A 21,318-nucleotide genomic window follows, 5' to 3' on the forward strand; every position below is an offset into this window, starting at 1 on the left:
AAGATCGAGACGCCGCAATCGGCCTTCCATGAGCGGACGAACCACTGCAGCCGCCCCGTGCCGGAGTGAGGGACGGCTCCAGCTCTCCACCGGAACCGAGGGGCCCCATGTCCCGGCGCGGGAACATCTCTCGGGGGCCTCCCGCGAGCCCGTGCTCGGGTGCTCCAGGGCCGTCCGCGTCGGGAACCAGGTCTTCGCCGCCGGCACGACGGCCGGATCCGCCGACGGAACCGCCGACGGAACCGCCGAAAGTGCCGACGCAGCGGCGCGGGCGCGCGAGTTCTTCGGCCGCATCGATGCCGGCTTCGACCCGATGAGCGCTGTCCACGGCGACGGCTTCCGCGATGTCCTGCCCGTTGCGACGGTCGCCGAGGTGGGCGTGCTCGCTGCCGCAGACCCTCTTGTCGAGACGAAAGCCGACACCCTCCCACAGTGAACCCGACCGAGAACATCACCTCGATCTTCGACCTCGACGGCGTCCTGACCAGCGACGACACATTGTCGTCACTGGTCAGAGCCCGTCTGGCAGCTCGTCCTACCCGGTTCGCCGCCGCGATCCCACCGTTCTTGATCGCCTCGGCCGCACCACCGGACGGCGCGCTGAGGCCCGCGATGAACCGGGCGATCGTAGCCTTGGCGCTGCGCGGAATGACCCGCGGCCAGTACGAGGAACTGGCCGCCACGACGGGCCGGACCATGGCGGCCCGGACAGCGGTCCGGCAGGCCGTGACAAGGTGCCGATGCGCCCTCGCCGAGGGTCCGACAGTCGTGGCGACAGCCTCGGAGGAGAACCTCGCGCGTGCGTTTCTGGACGGGGTCGGCTTGCACGGCATCCCCTTGGCCGCCTCCCGGCTCGACTTCACCCCACGAGGGCCTCGACTCGTCGCGCACAACGTGGGCGAAGCAAAGGTCGATGCCGTACGAGCGCTGGGGTTCGCCCCCGAGGAAGCGGTCCTGTACACCGACTCGGCCAGCGACCTCCCGCTCGCCCGTGTCGCCCGCCGGACCGTCACCGTCAACGCCGCCCGTCGCTCGATCGCGAAGCTCGCCGACGCCTCCGCGGACATCCGTCACGAGCGCTGGCGCTGAGGCGGCACGAGCTGCCCCGGGGGTCCCCTTCCACGACGGACGAGCACCCAGGCGTGGCGCAGCCGGTCACCGGACTCCGCGGCGACCGGGGCCGCGGTCCGAAACGCCCAGGTCATCCGGTGGGGCGGTACGCAAGGGGCACCGCCCCACCGGCACGTCCGGTCAGGGACGCGGGGTCGGACCGCTACGGCCGGTCGTCGCCATGGCCGCAGGCCCGGTGCCGTCCGCCGTGCACCGCCGCGCGCGCCGACGGGCGCGGTGCGGCGGTGGCCCGGTCGAGTCGCGCGGCCGCGGCCCGTCCCGCCGACGAGTGCGCATCGTGGACGACCCTGCCGCCCACCAGGGTCAGCTCGACACGGGTGTCGCTGATGTCGGCCACAGGGCATTTCGTCACATCGCGGTCGAGCACGATCAGATCCGCCGCCAGCCCGGGACGGACGGTTCCCGTGAGCCGGTCCATGCGCAGCTGCCATGCCGTGCCGTGCGTGTGCATCCGCAGCGTCGACGTACGGCTCAGCCCCTCCAGCTCCCGGTAGAGCGGCCCCTCCCCCTCCGCGCCTGTGCGGTCGATCGCCGTACGGATCTGGTTCCACACCTGGAGCGGGTCCACCGGCCAGTCCGAACCGCCCGAGAGCCGGGCCCCGTGCCGCTCCAGGGAGCGGGCGGGGTACATCCATCGGTGCCGCTCGGGCCCGATGTACGGCAGCAGTGCCTCCATCGTCCACGTGTCCTGTGCGGCCCACTGGAGCTGCATGCAGGCCACCACGTCCAGTGCGGCGAACCGCCTCAGATCCGCCGGGTCCACCAGTTGGAGGTGAGCGACGGTGTTCCGGGCACCACGCAGCCCGGTCGTGCGCCGGGCGTACGCGTACCCGTCGAGCGCCGTACGCACCGCGCGATCGCCGAGCCCATGAGCGTGCATCTGCCAGCCGGCCCGGTTGAAGACCTCGGTCAGCCGCCCGTATTCCTCTCCGGTGGCGTACAGCTCACCGCGGTTGTCGGTCGGGTGTCCGGAACCGTCCAGATAGGGTGCCAACAGCGCCGCCGTCTGCGCCGGGTACTCGATCACCCCGTCGAGGAACACCTTGATCGTCCCGAACCGCAGCCCGGGTACGTCACGGAAGGAGTGCCGCAGCCCGCGCGCATGGGCAAGGGCGGCTTTCGGATCCTTCACCAGGTCCGCGTCGATCCTGATCGCGGGGACGATCCGCTGCGGCAACGACCCCGCGTCCGCCAGAGCCCGATAGAGCGCCAGCTCGTTCTGCCCGACCAGCGCGTCCATCATGGTTGTCACGCCGCAAGCCGCTGCCTGGGCGAGGACCCGGGCGCAGGCGGCGACCAGTTCGGCCTTGCCGGGCTCCGGAATGTGACGGGTCACCAGCGGCTGGGCGTCGTCCTTGAGTACTCCGCTGGGCTGCCCGTCCGGCCCCTTCACGATCTTTCCGCCCACAGGATCGGGGGTCGCCGCCGTGATACCGGCGATCTCCAGGGCACGGGCGTTGACCCAGATGTTGTGGCCGTCGCCGCCGATGAGCGCGACCGGGCGGCGCGTGGGAAGGGCGTCGAGCAGCGAGTGGTGAGGAAGGGTGCCGTGCGGCAGCAGACCGATCGGGTTCCAGTCCGAGACCACCAGCCAGCCCTCGGGTTCCTGGCCCGGCGTGTCCTGGAGAAAACCGGTGAGGATCGCCAGGAGTTCCTCGACGGTCGTCTCGGCGCCCTCCAGGGAGGGGCGCAGTGAGCGGTCGCCCGCGGAGAGCGGATGCACATGGCCGTCGTGGATGCCGCTCATCACGGTCGCCCCGCGCGCGTCGACGATCTCGGTGCCACGTCCGGCGAGGCGGCGCAGGTCGCGGCCCCGGCCGGTGGCGAGAATCCGGCCGTCGTGCCCGACGGCCACGGCCTCGACGCGGCGGGCACCGGGAAGTCCGGTGAACACCTGTGCGTTGTGGACGATCAGGGCGGCGGCGCTCCGCTGTGCGGCGGCCGCGGGGCCGGCCGCCGCACCCACCAGTCCGGCCGCACCCGCGGCGAGCACGGTCCGCCGGGCGAGAGAAGAAGTCATGGCCACTCCAAGGGTCGGGCTGCATTCGCTGTGGCCGGACCCTCTTTGATTAACGCCGTAACCAGAACCCGTTCGGAACGACTGAATCCGTAGGATGACGCCATGTCAGGGCCTACTCTCGCAGATGTGGCACGCGCCGCAGAGGTCTCCACCGCCACCGTCTCGCACGCTCTCAACGGAACAGGCCGGCTCGCCGACTCCACGCGCCGCCGGGTCCGCGAGGTGGCCATCGCGCTCGGCTACGGCGCACAGCGAGCCCCACGGGCCGGGAAAACCCTGGGCGTGGCCGTCACCACCTATGCCGGATCGGCCTGGAACTTCCTCGATGTCCCGTACTTCGCCCAACTCCTCACTGTTGCCACGGCCACCGCGCACGCCCACGGCTACGCCCTGACCATCCTCCCCGCCACCTGCGGGGCCGAGACGCCCTGGCACACCCTCACCGTGGACGGCATGCTGCTCCTCGACAGCCCCACGGACGACCCGGTACTGCGTGCGCTGCGCGCCCGGGGCATCCCGCTCGTCTTCGACGGCCGACCCGTCGATCCGAGGCCCGGGGACATCTGGGTCGACAACGACCACGTCGCCACCACCCGCGAGGTCCTCGGCCACCTGACCGCCTCGGGCGCCCGACGGATCGCCCTGCACGCCGGATACGGCGACGAGCACTACACCCGGACCGTGACCCGCTCCTACCAGCAGTGGTGCCACGAAAACGCCCGGACTCCGCTGGTCCTCACCTTCGACCCGTCCGACACCACGGGCCACGGCTTCGACGCCGTCTTCGCCGCCCGCGCCTGCGACGCGGTCTACACGGTCTACGACCCCGGCGGTCGCCAGGTCCTGGCCGCAGCGGCTCGCCACGGCCTGCGGATCCCCGACGACCTCCTCCTCGTCTGCGCCAGCGAGGACCAGGCCTACGCCGAGAGCGATCCACCGGTGAGCACCGTGACCCTGCGCCCCGCGACGATCGCCGAGACCGCGGTGACGGCCCTGGTCTCCCGCCTGTCTCCCGTCGCCCCGCCACCCCTCGGTGCCCTGACGGTCCCGGCGGTCCTCCACCCCCGCCACTCCTCTCGCCGCCGGGTCCGGTCCAGCCGCACCCGGCCGGGAGGTTGACACACGTCCCTGCCGGTCGTTGATCACGGAGAGAGCTCCGGGCCCCGGGCGGACGGGCCCGCATCCGCGCGATCCCCGTCCGGCCGACCGGCGGACCGGGCGGTCGCACGCTGCGGTGAGGCATGTGTTCCCGATCAAGTGACCAGCGGTGCCGCCATCCAGACGGCAACTCCGATCAAAGTCGAAGCGAACAGGTAATCGATCCATCTCTTCGATCGCTCACTGCGGAACAGGGTGGTGAGCACTCGGCCGCCGAGTGCCCAGACCATGAAGGCGACGAGGTTGTTCACGGTGAAGACGGCCGTGATCACCAGCACCGCGGTGACGTCCTCGTTGGCGGACGGCGTGAGGAACTGCGCGAACATCACCGCGATGATGTAGTACGCCTTGGGGTTCAGCAGCAGGACGATCGCACCGGCCCAGAACCCGATCCGCTGCTTCCCGGCAGGTGCGGCATCCGCCGCCTCCCCTCCCTTCGCCCGGGCAGCACGAATGAACGCCACCGCCAACCACAGCACGTAGAGGCTCCCGACCGCGCTCAACACCTTCGCGAGCACGGGATGCTCAAGGACGGTGACCCCCATCCCGATCCCGATCAACGTGGTCACAGCGAACGTCGCGACGTGGTACCCGGCGAGCGCCGGAACGGCGGCGCGCAGCCCCTGCGACGCTCCGATCGCCGCGAAGAACGCATTTCCGGGGCCCGGACTGTACGCAAGCGGGAACAGGAAGACGACGAGCGCGACGAGCATGTCCGCGCTCACCACTGATATCAGGCCGGTTGAAGGATTCACGCACCGAGCTTTCAAAACCGCCGCCGCTCGAGCTGGCGGAAATCGGACATCGCACTGTGACAACACCGTGCCGTTGCACGACCGGTTCAGGAGGGCCACGGGGGTCGACGCGACACGGCGGGCCCGTGCCGGCGCGGGCCGGGAGCGTCCGAGCGCACGGCTCACCCTCGCGAACGCCGCCCCGCACGGCGCCGTGGCGACACTCGACCTGCGGCACGCCGCGGCGGCGATCCCCGGCCCGGAGCACCCGGTGGAGGCAGCGCCACCCGTTCCCGCACCGCAACCGTCGACGCACCCCGACCCGCCACAGGATCGATCGTCGGAAACGGCCTGAGAGCCGTCCCGTGCTCCGTGACGGATCGGCGCGCGGCGCCGGACGTGGTGCACCGCAAGACGGAGAGACGCCCGTGTACGAGACGCATGCGGGCGTCCCGACGACGTCGCGAGGTGCCGCGGCCCTCGTCCGGGCGCCCGTCAGTCATGACGGGACAGCCCTTGGACCGCGCGTCGACGGTGCGTCAGGGCGTAGCGGCGAGTTCGACGAGGTGCCGGGCCGTGCCGGCGGGATCGATGATCTGGTGGAGGTGTGCGCCGGGCAGGTGGGCCACCCGCCGGCCGCGTTCGCGTGCCTCGGCGGCGAGGTCGTCGGCTGCATCCGACGATCCGGTCGCCCATGTCCTCGGAGCCGCGACGGTTTTGGCCGGCAGCGGAACACTTCGCCTGAAGACGGCTCACCTGCCGACGGCGCGGTCGTTCACCCTCGTTCGTCGATGTCGGCGACGAGGGCGGTGGCTTCGCGGCGAACCGCGCTCCGGTCACGCGTCACCGCCTCGCCAGTTCCGCCAGCCAGGGATGTCCGGGATGCACGCGCGTCAGCCACCCGCCGAGAGCGTCGCGCCGCGCCCGGCTCAACAGCGGCAGGACCCCGTCGAAGTCCTCATGGTCCTTGGGCCGTGCCTGCTTCGCCTTGAACAACAGCACCAGCTCCGGTACCAGGTAGGGGATGCCGTCCGCGGACCACTCGGTGATCGCGTCGTACGGCAGCCGCAGGCTCTCGTCCCGCCGGCAGATCCACGTGCCGCCCTCGTGCGGCTCGCGGAAGACATCGAGCAGGAACTGACCGCTCTCCGGATCCCGAAGCCAGGTCTGGTGCGTGGCCGCGAGCGCCTCGGCGCCTGCTCCCGCCCAGACCCGTCCCGAGCCCACCGCGTCGAACACGTACTCGGGGAAGCGGTCCCGAACCTCCGCGAACCCCGCCTCGGGCACCGCGATCTCCAGATCGCCATGGGGCCGGGACTGCTCTCCGCGGAACAGATCCAACGCCCACCCCGCCACGACGCACCAAGGCGTACCCATCCCGCCCAACCGCTCCGCGACCTGCTCCGGCCGCCAGGCATCCGCCCACCGGGCATCCAGTTCGTCCGCATCAGGAGCAACGCCGCCGGGCGGTACGGAATCAGTCATGGGACCAACATACTGAGCACGGGTGCGCAGCCGGTCCCCCGGCGTTGGGGGCGTTGTCCGAGGGGGCGGTTACGATCCCGGCCATGCGTCTTGAAGAACAGCTGGACAGACTGGCGGAACTGGGGCTGCCGCTCGCGGCCGACCGGACCGTGGACGAGTTGCTGTACTCGTGGCCGCGGGAGGAGTACGAGCGCAAGCCGTTCGACCTGGTGCTGTTCGCACTGGGCTGCGAGGTCGAGGCCGAACCGTGGGGGCGGTGGTTCTGCGACCGGGCGTGGCACTTCGACACCGAGTGCGTGCGCGGCCGGGGCTCGTACGTGGCGATCGCCCGGCAGCTGTGCCGGATGGCCGGCCGGCCGGACGCCCTGTCCGACCTGCGGGACCATGTCGACCTCGGCGCAAAGGAGGCGTGGATCGAGTACACGTCCGGCGACCGGCGGGTCAACTGGCCCATCGAGGTCAGGGACGACTGGGCCGACCTGATGGTGGTCGGCTACCTCATGGACGAACTGGAACACGGGGGCCGGCGCTTCCACGTCCGGCCCAACGGCCAGGCCATGACGCTCTTCTTCCTCGACGACGACGCGGCCGGACGGCTCGACGCGCTGGCCGGCGGGCGGGCGGTCGCCCCGTTCCCGGGGTAGCGGCCCCGCCTGCGAGGCCGGGCCGATGGCCGTAGGCGGGCCGGGACGCGGAGGTGGCCGTGCCCGGAGTGATGAGCGGACACCGGCCGCGAGTCCCGCCCGGCCCCGGTCCGCGTCGGGCGGCCGGGGCGGGGACCGCCGCGGGTCAGAACTTCCAGGCGGGATCGTTCGCGATCCTCAGCATCGCGGCGGTGTCCGGCCGCGGCTGGGACCGCGTGCCGCTCGCGTCCTTCGTGTCCGTCCGGCCGGCCCACTGCTGAAGGGTCACCGTCCGGCCGTCCTTGCGGAGCACCCGGACGTACCAGGACTGCCGCCCGTCCCCGGGCAACCGCAGCGTCACGGTCTCCGCCCGTGCGCCGTCGGCGAGTCGGACCACCTGGCAGTCGCTCGCCGGGGCGGTGTCGCGCGGAGCCGGTGCGCCGGGCCGCGGTGCCACCTTCGGCATCGTGATGCTCGCGCAGAGCGGCACCTGCGGGGCCTTGGCCGTGTATTCCGCTCCGCCGACGAACTCCACCGGGCCGGTGCCACTGTCCCACCGCACACGGTAGGTCCGGCCGGGGAAGTCTCCCTCCTGGACGGTCGCCTTCCCCGGCGGGAGCAGCTTGACCAGGGTGCCGGCGAGCCGCTCGCTGCTCCACCGGGTCGTGTGCTCGGTTCCCGACCCGAAGGAGTCGGGCCGCACGGTCTGCGGCGCCGCGCTGTCGGCCGCGGCGGGCACCAGCGGGCCGACGAGCGGGTCGGCGGCCGACGGGGTCGTGCCCGGGTCCGCGCCGGGCGTGACCAGGGCCAGGGCGGCCACGGCCGCCCCTGCGGTCAGACCGGCCCCGGCCAGTGCTCCGCGGCGGCGGGCACGGCCGCGCCGTCCGGCCGCGACCACCGCGTCCACGCTGGTCCGCAGTGGCGGCTCGTCACGGAGCCCGGCCTCCAGAAGGGTCTTGACATCGTGGTTGTTCATCGCAGTGCGGCCTTCCTTCGGATGGAATCGGCTGGAGGGGCGAACACCCCGAACGTGTCGGCGTCCGCGTCGTCCCCCAGGAGGGAACGCAGGCGGTCCAGCGCCCGCGCGGTGTGGCTCTTGACCGTGCCGACGGAGCAGCCCATCGCCGCGGCGGTCGCGGCGATGTCCAGATCGGCCCAGTAACGCAGCACCACCACCGCCCGCTGCCGCGGCGGCAGGACGGCCAGTGCGGCGCGTACCTGAAGTCCCAGCGCCGGGTCCGCGCAGGGCTCGGCGCGGTCGGGCAGTACGCAGGAGGGCTGTTCGCGACGCCAGCGCCGCCGCATGTGGTCGACGCAGGACCGGGTCAGTACGCGATGGGCGTACGCCTCCAGGTTCCGTATCTGGCGCCGCCGTCCCCACACCGAGTACAGCTTCGCCAGTGCTGTCTGCGTGATGTCCTCGGCGTGGTGCCAGTCACCGCACATCAGGTAAGCGGTGCGGCGCAGGTGCACCAGCTGCTCCTGGGCGAAGCCGCGGAATTCCTCCAGGTCACCGGTACGCAATGCGTGCCCTCCGTTCGTCTCTGTCCCCTTCGACGGAGCGGACCGGGCCCGGGGATGTCACGGGCCGTGAGATCTCTCCGGATTATTTTTTCTGACGATCCGTGACATCCCCACGCTCCGTCCGCTCCGTCGTTCCTGTCGAGACATGGGAGAAGGCGGCGCCCGCGTCCGGAGCGTCCATCCGTGCGATGCGGGCGGACGCTCCCGCGGGGCCGCGCGATCGAGAGGACACGTATGCGAGGCATACGTACAGCAGGCCCGCCGACCGCCGTCGTGCTGGGCGCACTGCTGATCGGTACGGCGGCCGTGCCGCCCGCCGGGGCGGCCCCGCCGCGCACGGCCGCGGCGTCCGGGGCGGGCTCCGGGGCGGGCTCCGTGGTGAGGACGACGCTCATCACGGGCGACGAGGTCACCGCCCGGGTCGGCGCCGACGGCACGGTGTCCGTGGTCGCCGTACGGCCCGGCCCCGGGCGCGAGGAGATGACGTTCACCCAGCGGGGCGCCGGGGGTTCGGTGTCGCTGGTGCCGCAGGACGCGGTGGCGCCGCTGCGCGCCGGGTTCCTGGACCCGCGGCTGTTCGACATCACGGGACTCGTGGCCCAGGGGTACGACGACGCCCACAGCCCCCGGTTGCCGCTGATCGTCATGTACGACGAGGCGGTCGCCGGGAAGGCGGCTCCGCGGCCACCGGCCGGGGCAGCGGCCGTACGCGCCCTGGCGAGCGTGCACGGCACCGCGCTGCGGGCCGACAAGAAGCGGGTGTCGCAGCTCTGGGAGCAGTGGGGACCCGCCGCGTGGAAGCGCCGGTCGGCGGCCGCCCTCGCCCCGGGCGTGGCCAAGGTGTGGCTCGACGGCAAGGTCGGCGCCGCCCTGGATCGCAGCACGGCCCAGGTCGGTGCGGTGCAGGCGTGGAAGTCCGGCTGGACCGGAAAGGGCGTGAAGGTCGCGGTGCTGGACACCGGCATCGACTCGACGCACCCCGACTTCTCCGGCTCGATCGCCGAGTCGGCGGACTTCACGCGGGGCGACGGTGCCGTCGGCGGCGCGGTCGGCGACGGTGACGGTCACGGCACGCACGTGGCCTCCACGGTCGCCGGGGACGGCGCCGCGTCCGACGGCCGCTACCGGGGCATGGCCCCCGACGCCGAACTGCTGGTCGGCAAGGTGCTGGACGACAACGGCGGCGGGCAGGAATCGTGGGTCCTCCAGGGCATGGAGTGGGCCGCGGCGCGGGCGCCCATCGTCAACATCAGCCTGTCCGGCGCCGCCACCGACGGGACCGACCCCCTCTCGCAGGCCGTCGACAAACTCTCCGCCGACCACGGCACGCTGTTCGTCGCGGCGGCCGGCAACCGCGGACGCCCCGGCACGGTCGGCACGCCCGGTACGGCCGACGCCGCGCTGACCGTGGGCGCCGTCGACCGCGACGACGCGCTCGCCGACCTGTCGAGCCAGGGACCGCGCCTGGGCGATCACGCGGTCAAGCCCGATCTGACGGCGCCGGGCATCGGCATCGTGGCGGCCCGCGCGGCAGGCACCGACGGCGACAACCCGGTCAACGACCACTACACCGCCCTGTCGGGCACCTCGATGGCCGCGCCGCACGTCGCCGGCGCCGCCGCGCTGCTCGCCCAGGCCCACCCGGACTGGAAGGGACCGCAGCTCAAGGCCGCACTGACCTCCTCGGCGAAGCCGATCGCCGGGCAGGGCGCGTACGAGCAGGGTGCCGGACGCCTGGACGTGGCGCGGGCCACCGCCCAGAGCGTGTTCGCCGCGGCCGAGGACACCGGCGTGTACTTCACCGACCCCGAGGCCACCGAACCGGTCACCCGAACCGTCACGTACCACAACACCGGCACGGCGGAGGTCTCCCTCACGGTGTCCGCCGGCACCACCGGCCGGGCCGGCGAGCCGGGGCCCAAGGGTCTGTTCACCGTGTCGCCGGCCGTTCTGACCGTGCCTGCCGGGGGCACCGCCCGGACCACGGTCACCATCGACCCGGGCGCCGCGGCGGCCGGGACCTCCTTCAGCGGGCGGCTGACCGCGACCGCCGGGAGCGGCACCGTCGTGACCGGACCGGCCTTCGCGGTCACCAAGGAGGCCGTCCACCGCCAGGTCACGGTGAAGGCCGTCGACCGCGACGGCGCGCCCCTCGGCCCGGGCTCACGCGAACAGGGCTTCTCCTCCGTACGGTTGACGAACCTCGCCGACGGCCGGACGTTCGGCCTCACCTTCGACGGCGGCACGGTCACCGCCCGCGTGCCGGAGGGCCGCTACAACCTCGGCGGCACCCTGGTCACCCCGGGAGCCGGGGAAGCCGCACCGACGTCGACCTTGTTCCTCCAGCCCGAGCTGGACGTACGCGGCGACGCCGCGTTCACGGTGGACGCCCGGCAGGGCAAGCCGATCACCGTCGCCGTCCCGGACCCCGGCGCACAGCCCTACTCGCTGTCGGCCGGATACTGCTACCGCCTCCCCGGGGACAGCACGTGCGCGGACCAGAGCGCCCTGCTCGGCAGGCCCGGACGGCTCTACGTCATACCGGGCGAACGGGTTTCCGGCGGCACGCTCGGCTTCTCCGTCCGCAGCATCCAGCACGGCGCGCAGGCCCCGAAGGGACGTCTGCCCGACCGTTACGACCTGCTGCTGCTCACCACGGGCTCGCTCCCCGACCCGGCGTTCCGCCTCGCCCGCGAGGATCTGGCCGCCGTCAGGAACGACTACTACGCGCAGGGTCCCGGTACCGCCGGCAGCACGTCCAGCTGGCCCACCGAATCCGGTCTGGGCGGGATGAGCATCGTCGAACCGGACTTCGCGCTGCCCGCGGTACGCACCGAGTACATGACCGTGCGCGGCCAGCAGCGCGAGACGTACTTCAGCCAGCAGGTCGGCGAGGGCGGCGAGTACCTGCCACTGCCCGTCACACAGGTCGGCACCGTCTCGTGCACCGCCGGCAGCACCTGCGTCGACCGGTGGAACGCCGCCGTCATCGGCCCGGGCCTGGCTCCCGTCAAGAACGGCGCGCCGTCGATCGGCCGCGCCAGTGACGGCACCATCGGCGCGGAACCGCAGCTGTTCAGCGACGCGGCCCCCGGGCACTACGGCGGCCCGATGCCCGACTGGCTGGAGGACACCGTGGACATCACCCTGACGAAGGACGGACAGAGGCTCGGCTCCAGCAATTCCCCCAGGGCCACCTTCGCCGTCCCCCGGGACGCGGCCACCTACCGGCTGACCGCCCGCGCCACCCGCAAGGAGCCGTGGGCGTCACTGTCGACGACGGTGAAGACGGTGTGGACCTTCCGCTCCGCTGCGGTCGCACCCGGCCCCGGCGGTGCGGTGCGCACCGAGGCACTGCCGCTGGACGTCGTACGTTTCATCGCCCCCGTCGACGCCGGCAACCGGACCGCCCGCGTCAAGCACACGCTGACCGCGCGGGTGGAACGGCAGGCCGGCGCCGCGGCGCCCAGGACCGAGCGCCTCACCGTGCAGGTCTCCTTCGACGACGGCGTGACGTGGCAGGACGCCCCGGTCACCTCGGACGGCGCCACCGGTCATCGCGTCACCATCACCCCGGGCTCCGGTTCCTTCGTCTCCCTGAGGGCCAAGGCGCGGGACGCCGACGGCGGCACCGTGGAACAGACCGTCCTGCGCGCCTACCGTCTGGCCCCCTGACCGCGGCGGAACGCCCCGGACCGCGTTCCTTCCGCTCCCCGAGCCGCCCCGGCGGGCACCTGATGCCGCCGGGGCGGCTTCCCGGGAACCGCGAACCGTCCGGCGACGTGCTGCTCGTCCGCTCGGGCTGCCCGAGCAGCGCGGGGCGGCCGTGCGTGACCTCGTCCGAGGCCGAGGGCGGCGGACGCCCGGGAGCCCGCACCGGACCATGCCGGGGCGGGCTCCCGCGGACGCGTTGGGGCCTGGTACGGGACCGGGTCAGGAACCGGCCTTGATCCCGTCCCGCTCGTCGGCCTTCTTCGCACCGACGGGCCGGCCGAAGAGGACGAGCAGGTTCCGGGCCAGCGAGCCGACCGCCTTCACGACAGAGCCGATACATGCGAGCAGGGGGTCCATCGTGGTGCTCCCCTCCTATCGGTGGTCACGCTGCCGTGCCGTTCCGGTCAGGCTACGGGATCGATGGCGTGGCAGGCGCAGGGCGGGTTTCGGCGGTTCTGCTCCCGGCTCCGCGGCACCGCGCCCCCGGTGGATGGGCGCGGTACCGAACAGCCGACGTGGTGGCCCCTGACTCCGGGGACGTGCGGATCCTCGTACCGGCCGGAAGGGATCTTCGATGTCGGCGTCGACACCGTGATCAGATCTGCCCGACCCGGCCGGCCTGCCGGTCCGCTACCAGGACCACGGAGAGCAGAGGAGGGTGTTGACCCCTCCGGCCTTGTCGCCGACGCAGGTTCGGAACCTCACGTCGGCGGGAGAGCGGGTGTCCGACTTCCAGGTGCCGTTGATCTGGACGTCGTAGTAGATGACCGTGACGGCGCACTCCCCCTGACTGCCTGCCAGGAGCTTGGCTCCGGCGTGGACCTCGACCGTGGTTCCGTTCCAGTCGACGCGACCCCATCCCTCGACCCGATTGTCCCTGTCGTACATGTAGCCGGTCGCCTGGTGGTACGGCAGGCCCGTGCGGCCGGGGATCTGATGCCACTGGTCGGAGGCGTGCGCGGGGATCACTGTGGTGGCCAGTGCCGCGACACCGCCTGCCAGGACCACGGAGAGTTGCTGCAAGCGCTTCACTGAATTCCCCCTGCTTCGTCGGACGGCACGAGTGGTCTCGGCCGGACGGTCCGTGCGCCCGCCGTTCACGGGCGCCTTGCATCAAGACAACTACCGTTCAAAGCAAGCCTGTTAGTGATTCGAACCGCTTCGAATGAGGCGGGCGCACCTACGCTCCGAAGGTGTGATCTCTGTGCTTCTCGACGCGGGAAGTCTGAGCAGGGTCCGGCTCTCGCCGTCTCCCGCGTACGAAGTGGTGATGTGGCTGCGGCTCACGGCGGCCGGGCGCCGTCATCCGCTCCTCGGTGATCCGGGGGCCGCGGCACGGTGGGCGCTGCGCAACCCCGACGTCGCCCTCATCGCACAGTGCCAGCCCGACGGGGCGGGCGGGCTCACCTACATGCCGGACCTGCTCACGCCGAAGCCGTCCTTCGGGCCTGCGGGGCATACGTTCGCCGAGCAGTTGGCCATGATGGACGCGACGCCTCAGGAGGCCGCCGTCCACCAGGTCGCCACGGTACGTTTCGGCAACGGCCGGATGCCCGCGTCCCTGCGGTCGGCGCTCGATGCGGGAGAGTTCGGCCGACGGGTCGCCAACGGCATGCGGCAGTTCTGGAAGGACGTCGTCGCCGACGAGTGGACCGGGATGCGCACCGTCCTGGAGGCGGACATCGCCGCGCGTTCCCGCGAGATGGCCGGACACGGGATCGGGCATCTCCTCGACACGCTGCATCCGCACGCCGGTTGGTCGGGCTGTCGGCTCGACGTACGCAAAGGAGCGTACGAGGAGACGATCCAGCTGACCGACAAGGAGTTGGTGCTGACGCCGACCGCGCACGGCTCGGACATCGGCGTGCAGTTGGAAACCACCGGCGACTTCGTCCTGCTCTACCCTGCGGCCGGCCTGGGCTCCGTGCTCGACCGCCCCCGCACCCCTGCGATGGGGCGGCTGCTCGGACAGAGCCGGGCCGCCCTTCTGAACGACCTGGACGCCGCACGCACCACCGGCGAACTGGCGGCACGGAACAACCTGGCCCCCGCCACGGTCTCGTACCATCTGGGAGTGCTGCACCGATCCGGCCTGGTACTGCGTGAACGCGACCGGCATGTCGTCCGCTACCGGCGCAGCGCGGAAGGCGACACACTGCTCGGACGGCAGCGGCCCGCGCGCTGAGGGCTGTCCGAGCGCCGTCGTGGTGTGGTGGCCCGACGGCGGAGCCGCCGGGCCACACCCCGCTCAGCGGGTGTCGGTGCGCTTTTCGAGGCGGGTGCCGTGGCGAAGGGTGATCGACATCAGGTCGCTGGGGGCGTCCAGTTCCAGACGGTGCCAACGGCCGCGGGGGACGATCACGGCGGTGCCTGCCCGCAACTGCGCCATGTCCCCGATGCCGTCGGGCCCGTCGGGGCGGAAGTGGACGCGGACGCCGCCGGTCAGACAGCACACCGCCTCCTCGGCCTGCGGGTGCATCTCCCAGTGGTCGGCGTGGACGTCGGCGTCAGTCTCCACGTGGAACGTCGCGATCTGCCAGGCGCCGGAGTCGCTGCCCGTCATCCGCCGTTCGGCGGCTCGGACTTCGCCGTCGGGGTGGATGTGCAGCGCCGAGGCGAACAGGTCGACGAATGAGATGGGTGTCGTCGTCATGAAGGTGTTCCTTCCAGCTGATTCTCTGCGGGTGCGGTGGTGCGCGGGTCGGACGTCTCGGTGCGGTGGCGGGGCAGTACGCCGATCGCCACGACCGCCGCGAGGACGAAGAGGGCGGCGGCGACGGCCAGGCCCAGCGCGTAGCCGTCGTTGAGCGCCGCGGGGGCGGTTGCCGTACCGGTGCGGTGTGCGGCGACGGTGGCCAGGGCGGCCAAGCCGATGCAGCCGCCGAGTTGGCGGGAGCTGTTCATGAGTCCGGAGGCCATGCCGGCCTCGCGCGGGGCGACGCCGCTGGTGGCGGCGGCAGCGACCGGGGCCAGGACCAGTCCGGCCCCGATGCTGGTGACGAGGGACGGGCCGAGCACGTCGGTGAGGAAGTTGCCGTCAGGGCTGATGAGGGCGAACCAGGCCAGGCCCGTCGCGGCCAGCAGGGCACCGGGCACCAGGGGTGCGCGGGGGGTGCGTCTCGCGGTGACGCGGGTCGCGACGACGGTGCCCGCGATCAGGCCGATGGAGAAGGGCAGGAAAGCGGCGCCGGTGGCTGCGGCGCTCATGCTCAGGACCTGCTGCATATAGAGGGACACGAAATAGAAGGCCGTGAACTGTCCGGCGGCGGCCAGGAACACCAGCACGTTCGCACCGGCGACCCACCGGCTGCGCAGCAGACCGAGACGCAACAGCGGTGCCGGGGTCCGGGTCTCGGCGAGGACGAAGGCGGCCAGCAGCACGGCCGCGGCAGCGAGGGTCACCACCGTGGACGGGGAGCCCCACCCCAGGGTGTCGGTGCGGACGACACCGAACACCAGCAGCCCTGCTCCGCCGGTCGCCAGGACGGCGCCCCATGCGTCCAACCGCTCGCGCCGAACCTGTTGTGTTCCGGCGGGCATACCCACGGAGACCAGCGCGAGAGCCGCCGCCACGATGGGCAGGTTGATCAGCATGACCCAGCGCCAACCCGCGTACTGGGTCAGCAGCCCGCCCGCCAGTACACCGAGCGCGCCACCCGCGGCGTTCACCGCGCTCCACACTCCGAGCGCGCGAACGCGCCGGGGGCCCTCGGAGAAGGCGTTGGTGAGCATCGCCAGCCCGGCGGGCGCGGCCGCGGCGGCGCCCAGACCCTGCCCGGCACGGGCGCTGATCAGATGCCAGGGCTCCTGGGCCAGCCCGCCCGCCAGCGAGCACAGCCCGAAGACGGCCAGGCCCAGGACGAACAGGCGGCGTCGGCCGTACAGGTCGCAGGCGCGGCCCCCCAGCAGCAGAAACCCGCCGAACGTGAGCGCGTACACGTGCACGACCCACGACAGGTCGAGCGGTGCGAATCCCAGCCCGGAGCGGATCGCGGGCAATGCGACGTTGACCACCGACATGTCCAGGGCGACGACGAACTGACCCACGGCTGCTGCCGCGAGCACTGCTCCTGGGCCCCCTCTCGGATTTTTATACATGTAAGGAAAATAGCGTCAGAGGCTTCTCCTGTCGACCCCCGGAGGGCAGTTCGCGGCGGTCGGCACCAGATCACGTCGCGCCCGGCGGGGGACTGGACTCCTACACCCATCGACCACGACCCGCCGACCGCGTAAGGAACTTCGAGGCCGACACGCCCGCGACCCAGGAATGGCAGCGGGCGCTGCCGGCCGGAACGGGGACGAAGGTGCCGCCGCCCGCCTGCTTCGTCCCGGTCGCCCGCAAATCGTGCGACAGCGACCCGGCGATATACCCGGCCGCAAATGGGACATGAAAGACGCTACTGGCAAACATGTTGAAAATTGGACTTCCTAAGGTGTGGGGTATGTCATGCCTGCCGGACCGAAAGGATCGGCGATACTCACCGCCGAATCGGCGACCGGCGGAGCCCGCACGCCCGGCACACCCGACACCGGGCATCAGGCATCAGGCATCAGGCATCAGGCATCAGGCATCAGGCGACGGAATACCCCGGCCGGGACCCGCCCGACCCGCGCAGGCCCGGCCCGATCCGCCGCCCACCGAACGGGCCACGACGGCGGCACAAGTCGGGAATCCCTCTCCCGACGACGGTCCGAAGAAGGCCACTTCGACGCCAACGGAACACAAGCGGGCGCCTCGGCAAGGGCCGTTGCCCCCGCGCGGGCGGCCCGCTGCACACAGCCAGACCCGCCCGCCAGGGGGCGGCTCCCCGCGAGCGCGGGATCGATGTTTGACAGAGGAGGCTAATGACATTAGCTTTCTGGTTATAGGCATTAGCTCCTGTGGAGGACGGCATGACTGAATTCCTGAAGACCGGCGACGGACAGATCGCGTACGACGTGACGGGCGAGGGCCCGTTGATCGTGCTCGCCCACGGCATGGGTGACAACAGGGCGGCCTACCGCGAGGTGGCCGCGCGTCTCGCCGACGCCGGATTCCGCGTCGCCAACACCGACCTGCGCGGACACGGCGAGTCCAGCACCGGCTGGACCTCCTACACCCGCACCGATGTGGCGGGCGACCTGCTCGCTCTCGTCCGGCACCTGGGCGGCCCCGCCGTCATCGTGGGCCACTCGTTCGCCGGTGGCGCCGCCACCATCGCGGCGGCGCGGGAGCCCGAACTGGTCAGCGCCATCGTCGAGATCAGCCCGTTCACCCGCGCGCAGAAGATCGACCTGGGTGCTCTGGTGTCCCACGCCCGCTACCGCAAGGGCATGGCGCTGCTCATGGGTACCGGGCTCCTGCGCAGCGTCGGGCTGTGGAAGCGCTACCTCGACCATGCCTGTCCGGGCCTCCGGCCCGCCGGCTTCGCGGACCATGTCGCCGCGCTCGACGCCGACCTGCGCAGGCCGGGCCGGATGGCGGTCGTCAGCAGGATGGGGATGTCCGCACCCGCGGACGCGGGTGCGGTGCTCGCCGACATCCAGTGCCCCGCTCTGGTCATCGGTGGCACGCTCGACCCCGACTGGGCCGACCCCCGGGCCGAGGGCGAAGGCATCGTGGCGGGGATGCCCGCGGGACTCGGCCGCCTCGAAATGATCGAGGGCGCGGGCCACTACGCCCACGTCCAGTTCCCCGCCGAAGTCGCCGCGGCCGTCCTGGCCTTCCTCAAGGTCGGCGCCCGTGGCTAGGGCCGCGCTCTCCGCGGACGCAGTGGTCGATGTCGCGCTACGGATCATCGACGAGGGCTCTCCCACGGCCCTGACCCTGTCGGCGGTCGCCGGCCGGACGGGTGTGGCCACCCCGTCTCTCTACAAGCACGTACGCAACCTCGCCGAGCTGCGTGACCTCCTGTCGGCACGCATCATCAACGAGATCGCCGACCAGGTCGGCGAAGCCGTGCTCGGACGCTCCGCCGACGAGGCGATCCGCGCACTCATGTCGGCCTGGCGCGACTACGCTTCGGCGCACCCGCACCGGTACGCGGCACTCGTCCAGAGCCCCGAGCCACGGACCGCCGAGGCCGGCACACGGCTGATCAAGATCGTGCTGGCCACCCTGCGGGCCTACGGCATGGAGGACTCCGCGGCGATCCACGCGACCCGGTGCCTGCGCGCCGTCGTTCACGGCTTCGCGACCCTGGAGAGCGAAGGCGCCTTCGGGCTCCCCGAGAAGCTGGACGAGAGTTACGACCTGCTGATCCACATGGTCATCACGGGCCTGCGCTCGCCTCGTTGACCCCCTCGGCCTCGATCGTCGCGGCCTCGGACGGGTCCCGGCCTTCCTCGACGCCGAAGGCGTCCCCTTGAGGTCACGTCGGGACAGCCGGTCTCCGGGAGCACGAGATTTCCCGGGTAGAGCTCTGTTCGGCGGGGAGGACACCTCAGAGGGACGCGCGGCGCAGGCCGCCCGGTACGAGGTCCGACAGGGGGAGACCATGGCTCGTGGGACGGGTGGGAGACGGTGAACAGGCAGTGGTGGCCACGCCGGTTCGGCGCGGGGGCGCGCGTCGCCGGGAAGGTCGCGGTCGGGGTGGCCGTGACGATGCTGGCGGTGTTGTTCACCGTTCTCGGGTACGGGTTCGTCCGCGGAGGACTCGACGGGCTGGACGACGCCTCCGCGGTCGCCGCGCGTGGGCGGTCGGTCGACGGGGTCGTCCTGGCCACGGATCATGTGGCCGAGCCCCAGGGGGGCCGCGCCAAGAGGATCGAGGTTCGTTTCACCACGGCCGACGGGACGTCCTATCGGTTCTGGGAAGGCGGCGACGCGGACGTCGGTGACACGGTCCGTGTCCACTACGAGCCTGGACGTCCCGAGACGGCGAGCACCCACTCCGTGACGAGCGACAGGGTGGGGTACGGCATGCTGACTTTGCTCGGGCTCGCGCTCGTGATCCTCATGCCGCTGCTGGTGTTCGTGCTCGGCCGGGAAGGGCTTCGCGCCATGAGGCGGGCGGTGCGCGAGCGGTCGTCGATGGGCTGACGCTGCCGCCTGCCCCGAGCGGTGCCGTCGGACCGTCCACGAAGGCGGCCGTACGAAGGCCGGCCGTCGGCCCGCCCCCGCGAGAGCGCGTATCGGTGGGATGACCGATGTGCGGGGGGCGGGCACGCGGTCATAGTCCTCGGGAGACCGTTCGCGGGCAGCCGTGGGGCGCCCGTTCTTCGAAAGGACCTTCTGTGGGCACGTATGCGGACCTGGTGTTTCTCGGCGGGCGGGTGGTCACGGTCGATGCGGAGTTCTCCGTCGCCTCGGCCCTGGCTGTGACCGGTGGAATCATCACCGCCGTCGGTGGGCGGGACGATGTCGCGCCGCTCGTCGGGCCCGGCACCCGCGTCGTCGACCTCCGGGGGGCGACGCTGCTTCCCGGCATCAACGATTCCCATCTGCACGCGTGCGCGTTCGGCATGGCGACGCCCCCGCTCTCGCTCGACCTCGGCCATCCCGCCGTGTCCTCGCTCGCGGACGTGGCCGGGGCGGTGCGGGAGGCCGTCGGGCGAGTGCCGGACGGGCAGTGGATCACGGGGCACGGCTGGGACACCGGCTACCTCGACGAGTGCGTCGCCGATCCGTCGCGGCAGCCCTCGCGACGCGACCTCGACGCCGTGAGCCCGGACCACCCGGTCGTCCTGTACTCCTTCTCCGGGCACGCCACCTGGGTCAACTCCAAGGCTCTGGAGCTCATCGGGATCGACCGGCACACCGTCGCACCGCCCGGCGGGGCCATCGTCGTGGACGAGTCCGGGGAGCCGACCGGGATGCTGCACGAGGGGGCCCAGGCCCTTGTCCAGAACGCGCTGCCGCCGCTCAGCCGGCAGGAGCGGACCGACGCGGTCAGGTCGGCACTCGCCACGCTGGCCCGGCTCGGCGTGACCAGCTTCACCGAGCCCGGGCTCGGCCCCGGCGGCGACGGCATCATGCGGGGCGCGCTCGGCGCGGAGACCCTGGACGTCTACCGCCGGCTGCTGGCCGACGGCGAACTGACCGCCCGAGTCGGCGTCCTGCTCCTGCCCACCGGAATGGCGAGCACCGCCGAGGAGTTCGCCCGCACGCTCACCGCGCTCGACGAGTCCGGCGAGTCCGCCGAGTCCGATCCGCGTCGCCTCGCGATCCATGGGGTCAAGGTCTTCGCCGACGGCATCGTTCCCAACAAGACGGCCTGGATGCACGAACCGTACGTCGGCGGCGGCTGCGGCTCCCTGTGCGTCGGCGGCGAGACCGACGCCGAGCGGATGTCCGAGATCGGCGCGATCATCCGGCATGCCCACGCCGCCGGGCACCAGCTGGGCGTCCACGTCACCGGTGACCGGGCCGTCGACACCGTCGTCGACGCCTTCGCCGCGGCCATGGCCGAGCACCCGCGGCCCGACGCCCGCCACTACGCCATCCACGGCGACTTCCTCACCGCGCACGGCATGAAGGTGCTGGCCGCGCACGGCTTCGGCGTCAACATGAACCCCACCATCAAGTGGACCGTCGCCGACATGGAGGAGGAGTTCGTCGGCGCCGAACGGGCCGCGTACGCATGGCCCTACCGCGATGCCATCGACGCCGGGGTGCGTGTCACGAGCGGGTCCGACGCCCCCGTCACGCACCCGGACTGGCGCCAGGGCGTCGCCACCATGGTGCTGCGCGAGTCGAAGGCCGCGGGCCGGGTCAGCGGCCCCGAGCAGCGCATCGCCCTGGCCGAGGCGATCCGTACGTACACCATTGACGCGGCCTGGCAGGACTTCGCCGACGACTGGAAGGGTTCCCTGGAGCCGGGCAAGGCCGCCGACCTCTGCGTGCTCGACGGGGACCTGCTCACCGCCGACCCCCACGACATCCCGGAGATGCCCGTCGTCCTCACCGTCGTGGACGGGCAGGTCGTGCACGACACCCTTCGCGATTGAC

The 21,318-nt window shown here is 72.1% G+C and carries 19 protein-coding genes; 10 read left to right on the forward strand and 9 right to left on the reverse strand.

Annotation, left to right across the window (positions count from 1 at the left end; translation table 11 throughout):
* The first annotated feature begins 28 nt into the window (after nucleotides 1-28).
* On the forward strand, nucleotides 29-436 hold the full coding sequence (locus tag ACFYY6_RS19105; RefSeq protein ID WP_389194286.1) for a hypothetical protein: 408 nt from the start codon (nucleotides 29-31) through the stop codon (nucleotides 434-436).
* The gene (locus tag ACFYY6_RS19110; protein ID WP_351516996.1) at nucleotides 433-1,089 is read left to right on the forward strand and encodes an HAD family hydrolase; all 657 of its coding nucleotides are present in this window, start codon (nucleotides 433-435) and stop codon (nucleotides 1,087-1,089) included. The genes ACFYY6_RS19105 and ACFYY6_RS19110 overlap by 4 nt, the downstream gene beginning before the upstream one ends.
* A 184-nt stretch (nucleotides 1,090-1,273) precedes the next feature.
* Here the strand turns inward: ACFYY6_RS19110 and ACFYY6_RS19115 are convergent, their stop codons facing one another.
* Nucleotides 1,274-3,151, reverse strand: a complete 1,878-nt coding sequence (locus tag ACFYY6_RS19115) for an amidohydrolase (RefSeq protein ID WP_389194289.1) — start codon at nucleotides 3,149-3,151, stop codon at nucleotides 1,274-1,276.
* Between the two features lie 126 nt (nucleotides 3,152-3,277).
* Here ACFYY6_RS19115 and ACFYY6_RS19120 point away from each other — a divergent pair, with 126 nt between their 5' ends.
* Nucleotides 3,278-4,270 (forward strand): LacI family DNA-binding transcriptional regulator, encoded by a 993-nt coding sequence (locus tag ACFYY6_RS19120; protein WP_389194292.1) that lies wholly within the window; start codon nucleotides 3,278-3,280, stop codon nucleotides 4,268-4,270.
* A gap of 134 nt (nucleotides 4,271-4,404) precedes the next feature.
* On the opposite strand, the gene ACFYY6_RS19125 is transcribed toward ACFYY6_RS19120, so the two are convergent.
* Together ACFYY6_RS19125 and ACFYY6_RS19130 are read right to left on the reverse strand one after the other, a co-directional pair.
* A complete protein-coding gene (locus ACFYY6_RS19125; RefSeq protein ID WP_389194295.1) occupies nucleotides 4,405-5,034 on the reverse strand; it encodes a LysE family translocator in 630 nt (209 codons plus the stop codon).
* An 852-nt stretch (nucleotides 5,035-5,886) separates the two neighbouring features.
* Entirely contained in the window at nucleotides 5,887-6,528 is a 642-nt protein-coding gene (locus ACFYY6_RS19130; protein ID WP_389194298.1) for a nucleotidyltransferase domain-containing protein, read from the reverse strand.
* Nucleotides 6,529-6,611: 83 nt separating this feature from the next.
* On the opposite strand from ACFYY6_RS19130, the gene ACFYY6_RS19135 reads away from it, so the two are divergent.
* Complete coding sequence (locus ACFYY6_RS19135) at nucleotides 6,612-7,172, forward strand: hypothetical protein (protein ID WP_351624446.1); 561 nt, start codon at nucleotides 6,612-6,614, stop codon at nucleotides 7,170-7,172.
* Between the two features lie 145 nt (nucleotides 7,173-7,317).
* On the opposite strand, the gene ACFYY6_RS19140 is transcribed toward ACFYY6_RS19135, so the two are convergent.
* Together ACFYY6_RS19140 and ACFYY6_RS19145 are read right to left on the reverse strand one after the other, a co-directional pair.
* The gene (locus tag ACFYY6_RS19140; protein WP_351517002.1) at nucleotides 7,318-8,127 is read right to left on the reverse strand and encodes a hypothetical protein; all 810 of its coding nucleotides are present in this window, start codon (nucleotides 8,125-8,127) and stop codon (nucleotides 7,318-7,320) included.
* On the reverse strand, nucleotides 8,124-8,675 hold the full coding sequence (locus tag ACFYY6_RS19145) for a SigE family RNA polymerase sigma factor (protein ID WP_360108349.1): 552 nt from the start codon (nucleotides 8,673-8,675) through the stop codon (nucleotides 8,124-8,126). Before ACFYY6_RS19145 ends, ACFYY6_RS19140 begins: the two co-directional genes overlap by 4 nt.
* Nucleotides 8,676-8,909: 234 nt before the next feature.
* Between ACFYY6_RS19145 and ACFYY6_RS19150 the strand changes: the two genes are divergently transcribed.
* Nucleotides 8,910-12,350 carry a S8 family serine peptidase gene (locus ACFYY6_RS19150; RefSeq protein WP_389194301.1) on the forward strand — a complete coding sequence of 1,147 codons (3,441 nt, stop codon included), beginning with the start codon at nucleotides 8,910-8,912 and terminating at the stop codon, nucleotides 12,348-12,350.
* A gap of 258 nt (nucleotides 12,351-12,608) precedes the next feature.
* On the opposite strand, the gene ACFYY6_RS19155 is transcribed toward ACFYY6_RS19150, so the two are convergent.
* Both ACFYY6_RS19155 and ACFYY6_RS19160 read right to left on the reverse strand, forming a co-directional pair.
* On the reverse strand, nucleotides 12,609-12,746 hold the full coding sequence (locus ACFYY6_RS19155; protein WP_351517008.1) for a hypothetical protein: 138 nt from the start codon (nucleotides 12,744-12,746) through the stop codon (nucleotides 12,609-12,611).
* A gap of 273 nt (nucleotides 12,747-13,019) precedes the next feature.
* The gene (locus ACFYY6_RS19160) at nucleotides 13,020-13,412 is read right to left on the reverse strand and encodes a hypothetical protein (RefSeq protein WP_389194304.1); all 393 of its coding nucleotides are present in this window, start codon (nucleotides 13,410-13,412) and stop codon (nucleotides 13,020-13,022) included.
* 172 nt (nucleotides 13,413-13,584) lie between these two features.
* Here ACFYY6_RS19160 and ACFYY6_RS19165 point away from each other — a divergent pair, with 172 nt between their 5' ends.
* Nucleotides 13,585-14,574 (forward strand): helix-turn-helix domain-containing protein, encoded by a 990-nt coding sequence (locus ACFYY6_RS19165; RefSeq protein WP_351517010.1) that lies wholly within the window; start codon nucleotides 13,585-13,587, stop codon nucleotides 14,572-14,574.
* A 63-nt stretch (nucleotides 14,575-14,637) separates the two neighbouring features.
* Here the strand turns inward: ACFYY6_RS19165 and ACFYY6_RS19170 are convergent, their stop codons facing one another.
* On the reverse strand, nucleotides 14,638-15,042 hold the full coding sequence (locus ACFYY6_RS19170) for a cupin (protein ID WP_389194307.1): 405 nt from the start codon (nucleotides 15,040-15,042) through the stop codon (nucleotides 14,638-14,640).
* The gene (locus ACFYY6_RS19175) at nucleotides 15,039-16,487 is read right to left on the reverse strand and encodes an MFS transporter (RefSeq protein WP_389194310.1); all 1,449 of its coding nucleotides are present in this window, start codon (nucleotides 16,485-16,487) and stop codon (nucleotides 15,039-15,041) included. Before ACFYY6_RS19175 ends, ACFYY6_RS19170 begins: the two co-directional genes overlap by 4 nt.
* Before the next feature lie 795 nt (nucleotides 16,488-17,282).
* Here ACFYY6_RS19175 and ACFYY6_RS19180 point away from each other — a divergent pair.
* The 4 genes from ACFYY6_RS19180 (at nucleotide 17,283) to ACFYY6_RS19195 (ending at nucleotide 21,317) form a co-directional block, all read left to right on the forward strand.
* Entirely contained in the window at nucleotides 17,283-18,119 is an 837-nt protein-coding gene (locus ACFYY6_RS19180; RefSeq protein ID WP_389194313.1) for an alpha/beta fold hydrolase, read from the forward strand.
* The gene (locus ACFYY6_RS19185) at nucleotides 18,112-18,666 is read left to right on the forward strand and encodes a TetR/AcrR family transcriptional regulator (RefSeq protein WP_389194316.1); all 555 of its coding nucleotides are present in this window, start codon (nucleotides 18,112-18,114) and stop codon (nucleotides 18,664-18,666) included. The genes ACFYY6_RS19180 and ACFYY6_RS19185 overlap by 8 nt, the downstream gene beginning before the upstream one ends.
* 225 nt (nucleotides 18,667-18,891) lie before the next feature.
* Nucleotides 18,892-19,410, forward strand: a complete 519-nt coding sequence (locus ACFYY6_RS19190) for a DUF3592 domain-containing protein (RefSeq protein ID WP_351517017.1) — start codon at nucleotides 18,892-18,894, stop codon at nucleotides 19,408-19,410.
* 194 nt (nucleotides 19,411-19,604) lie between these two features.
* Nucleotides 19,605-21,317 (forward strand): amidohydrolase, encoded by a 1,713-nt coding sequence (locus ACFYY6_RS19195; RefSeq protein WP_351517018.1) that lies wholly within the window; start codon nucleotides 19,605-19,607, stop codon nucleotides 21,315-21,317.
* Nucleotide 21,318: the final 1 nt, after the last annotated feature.

Source organism: Streptomyces sp. NPDC001750, from assembly GCF_042892615.1.
In the GTDB taxonomy this organism is placed as follows: domain Bacteria; phylum Actinomycetota; class Actinomycetes; order Streptomycetales; family Streptomycetaceae; genus Streptomyces.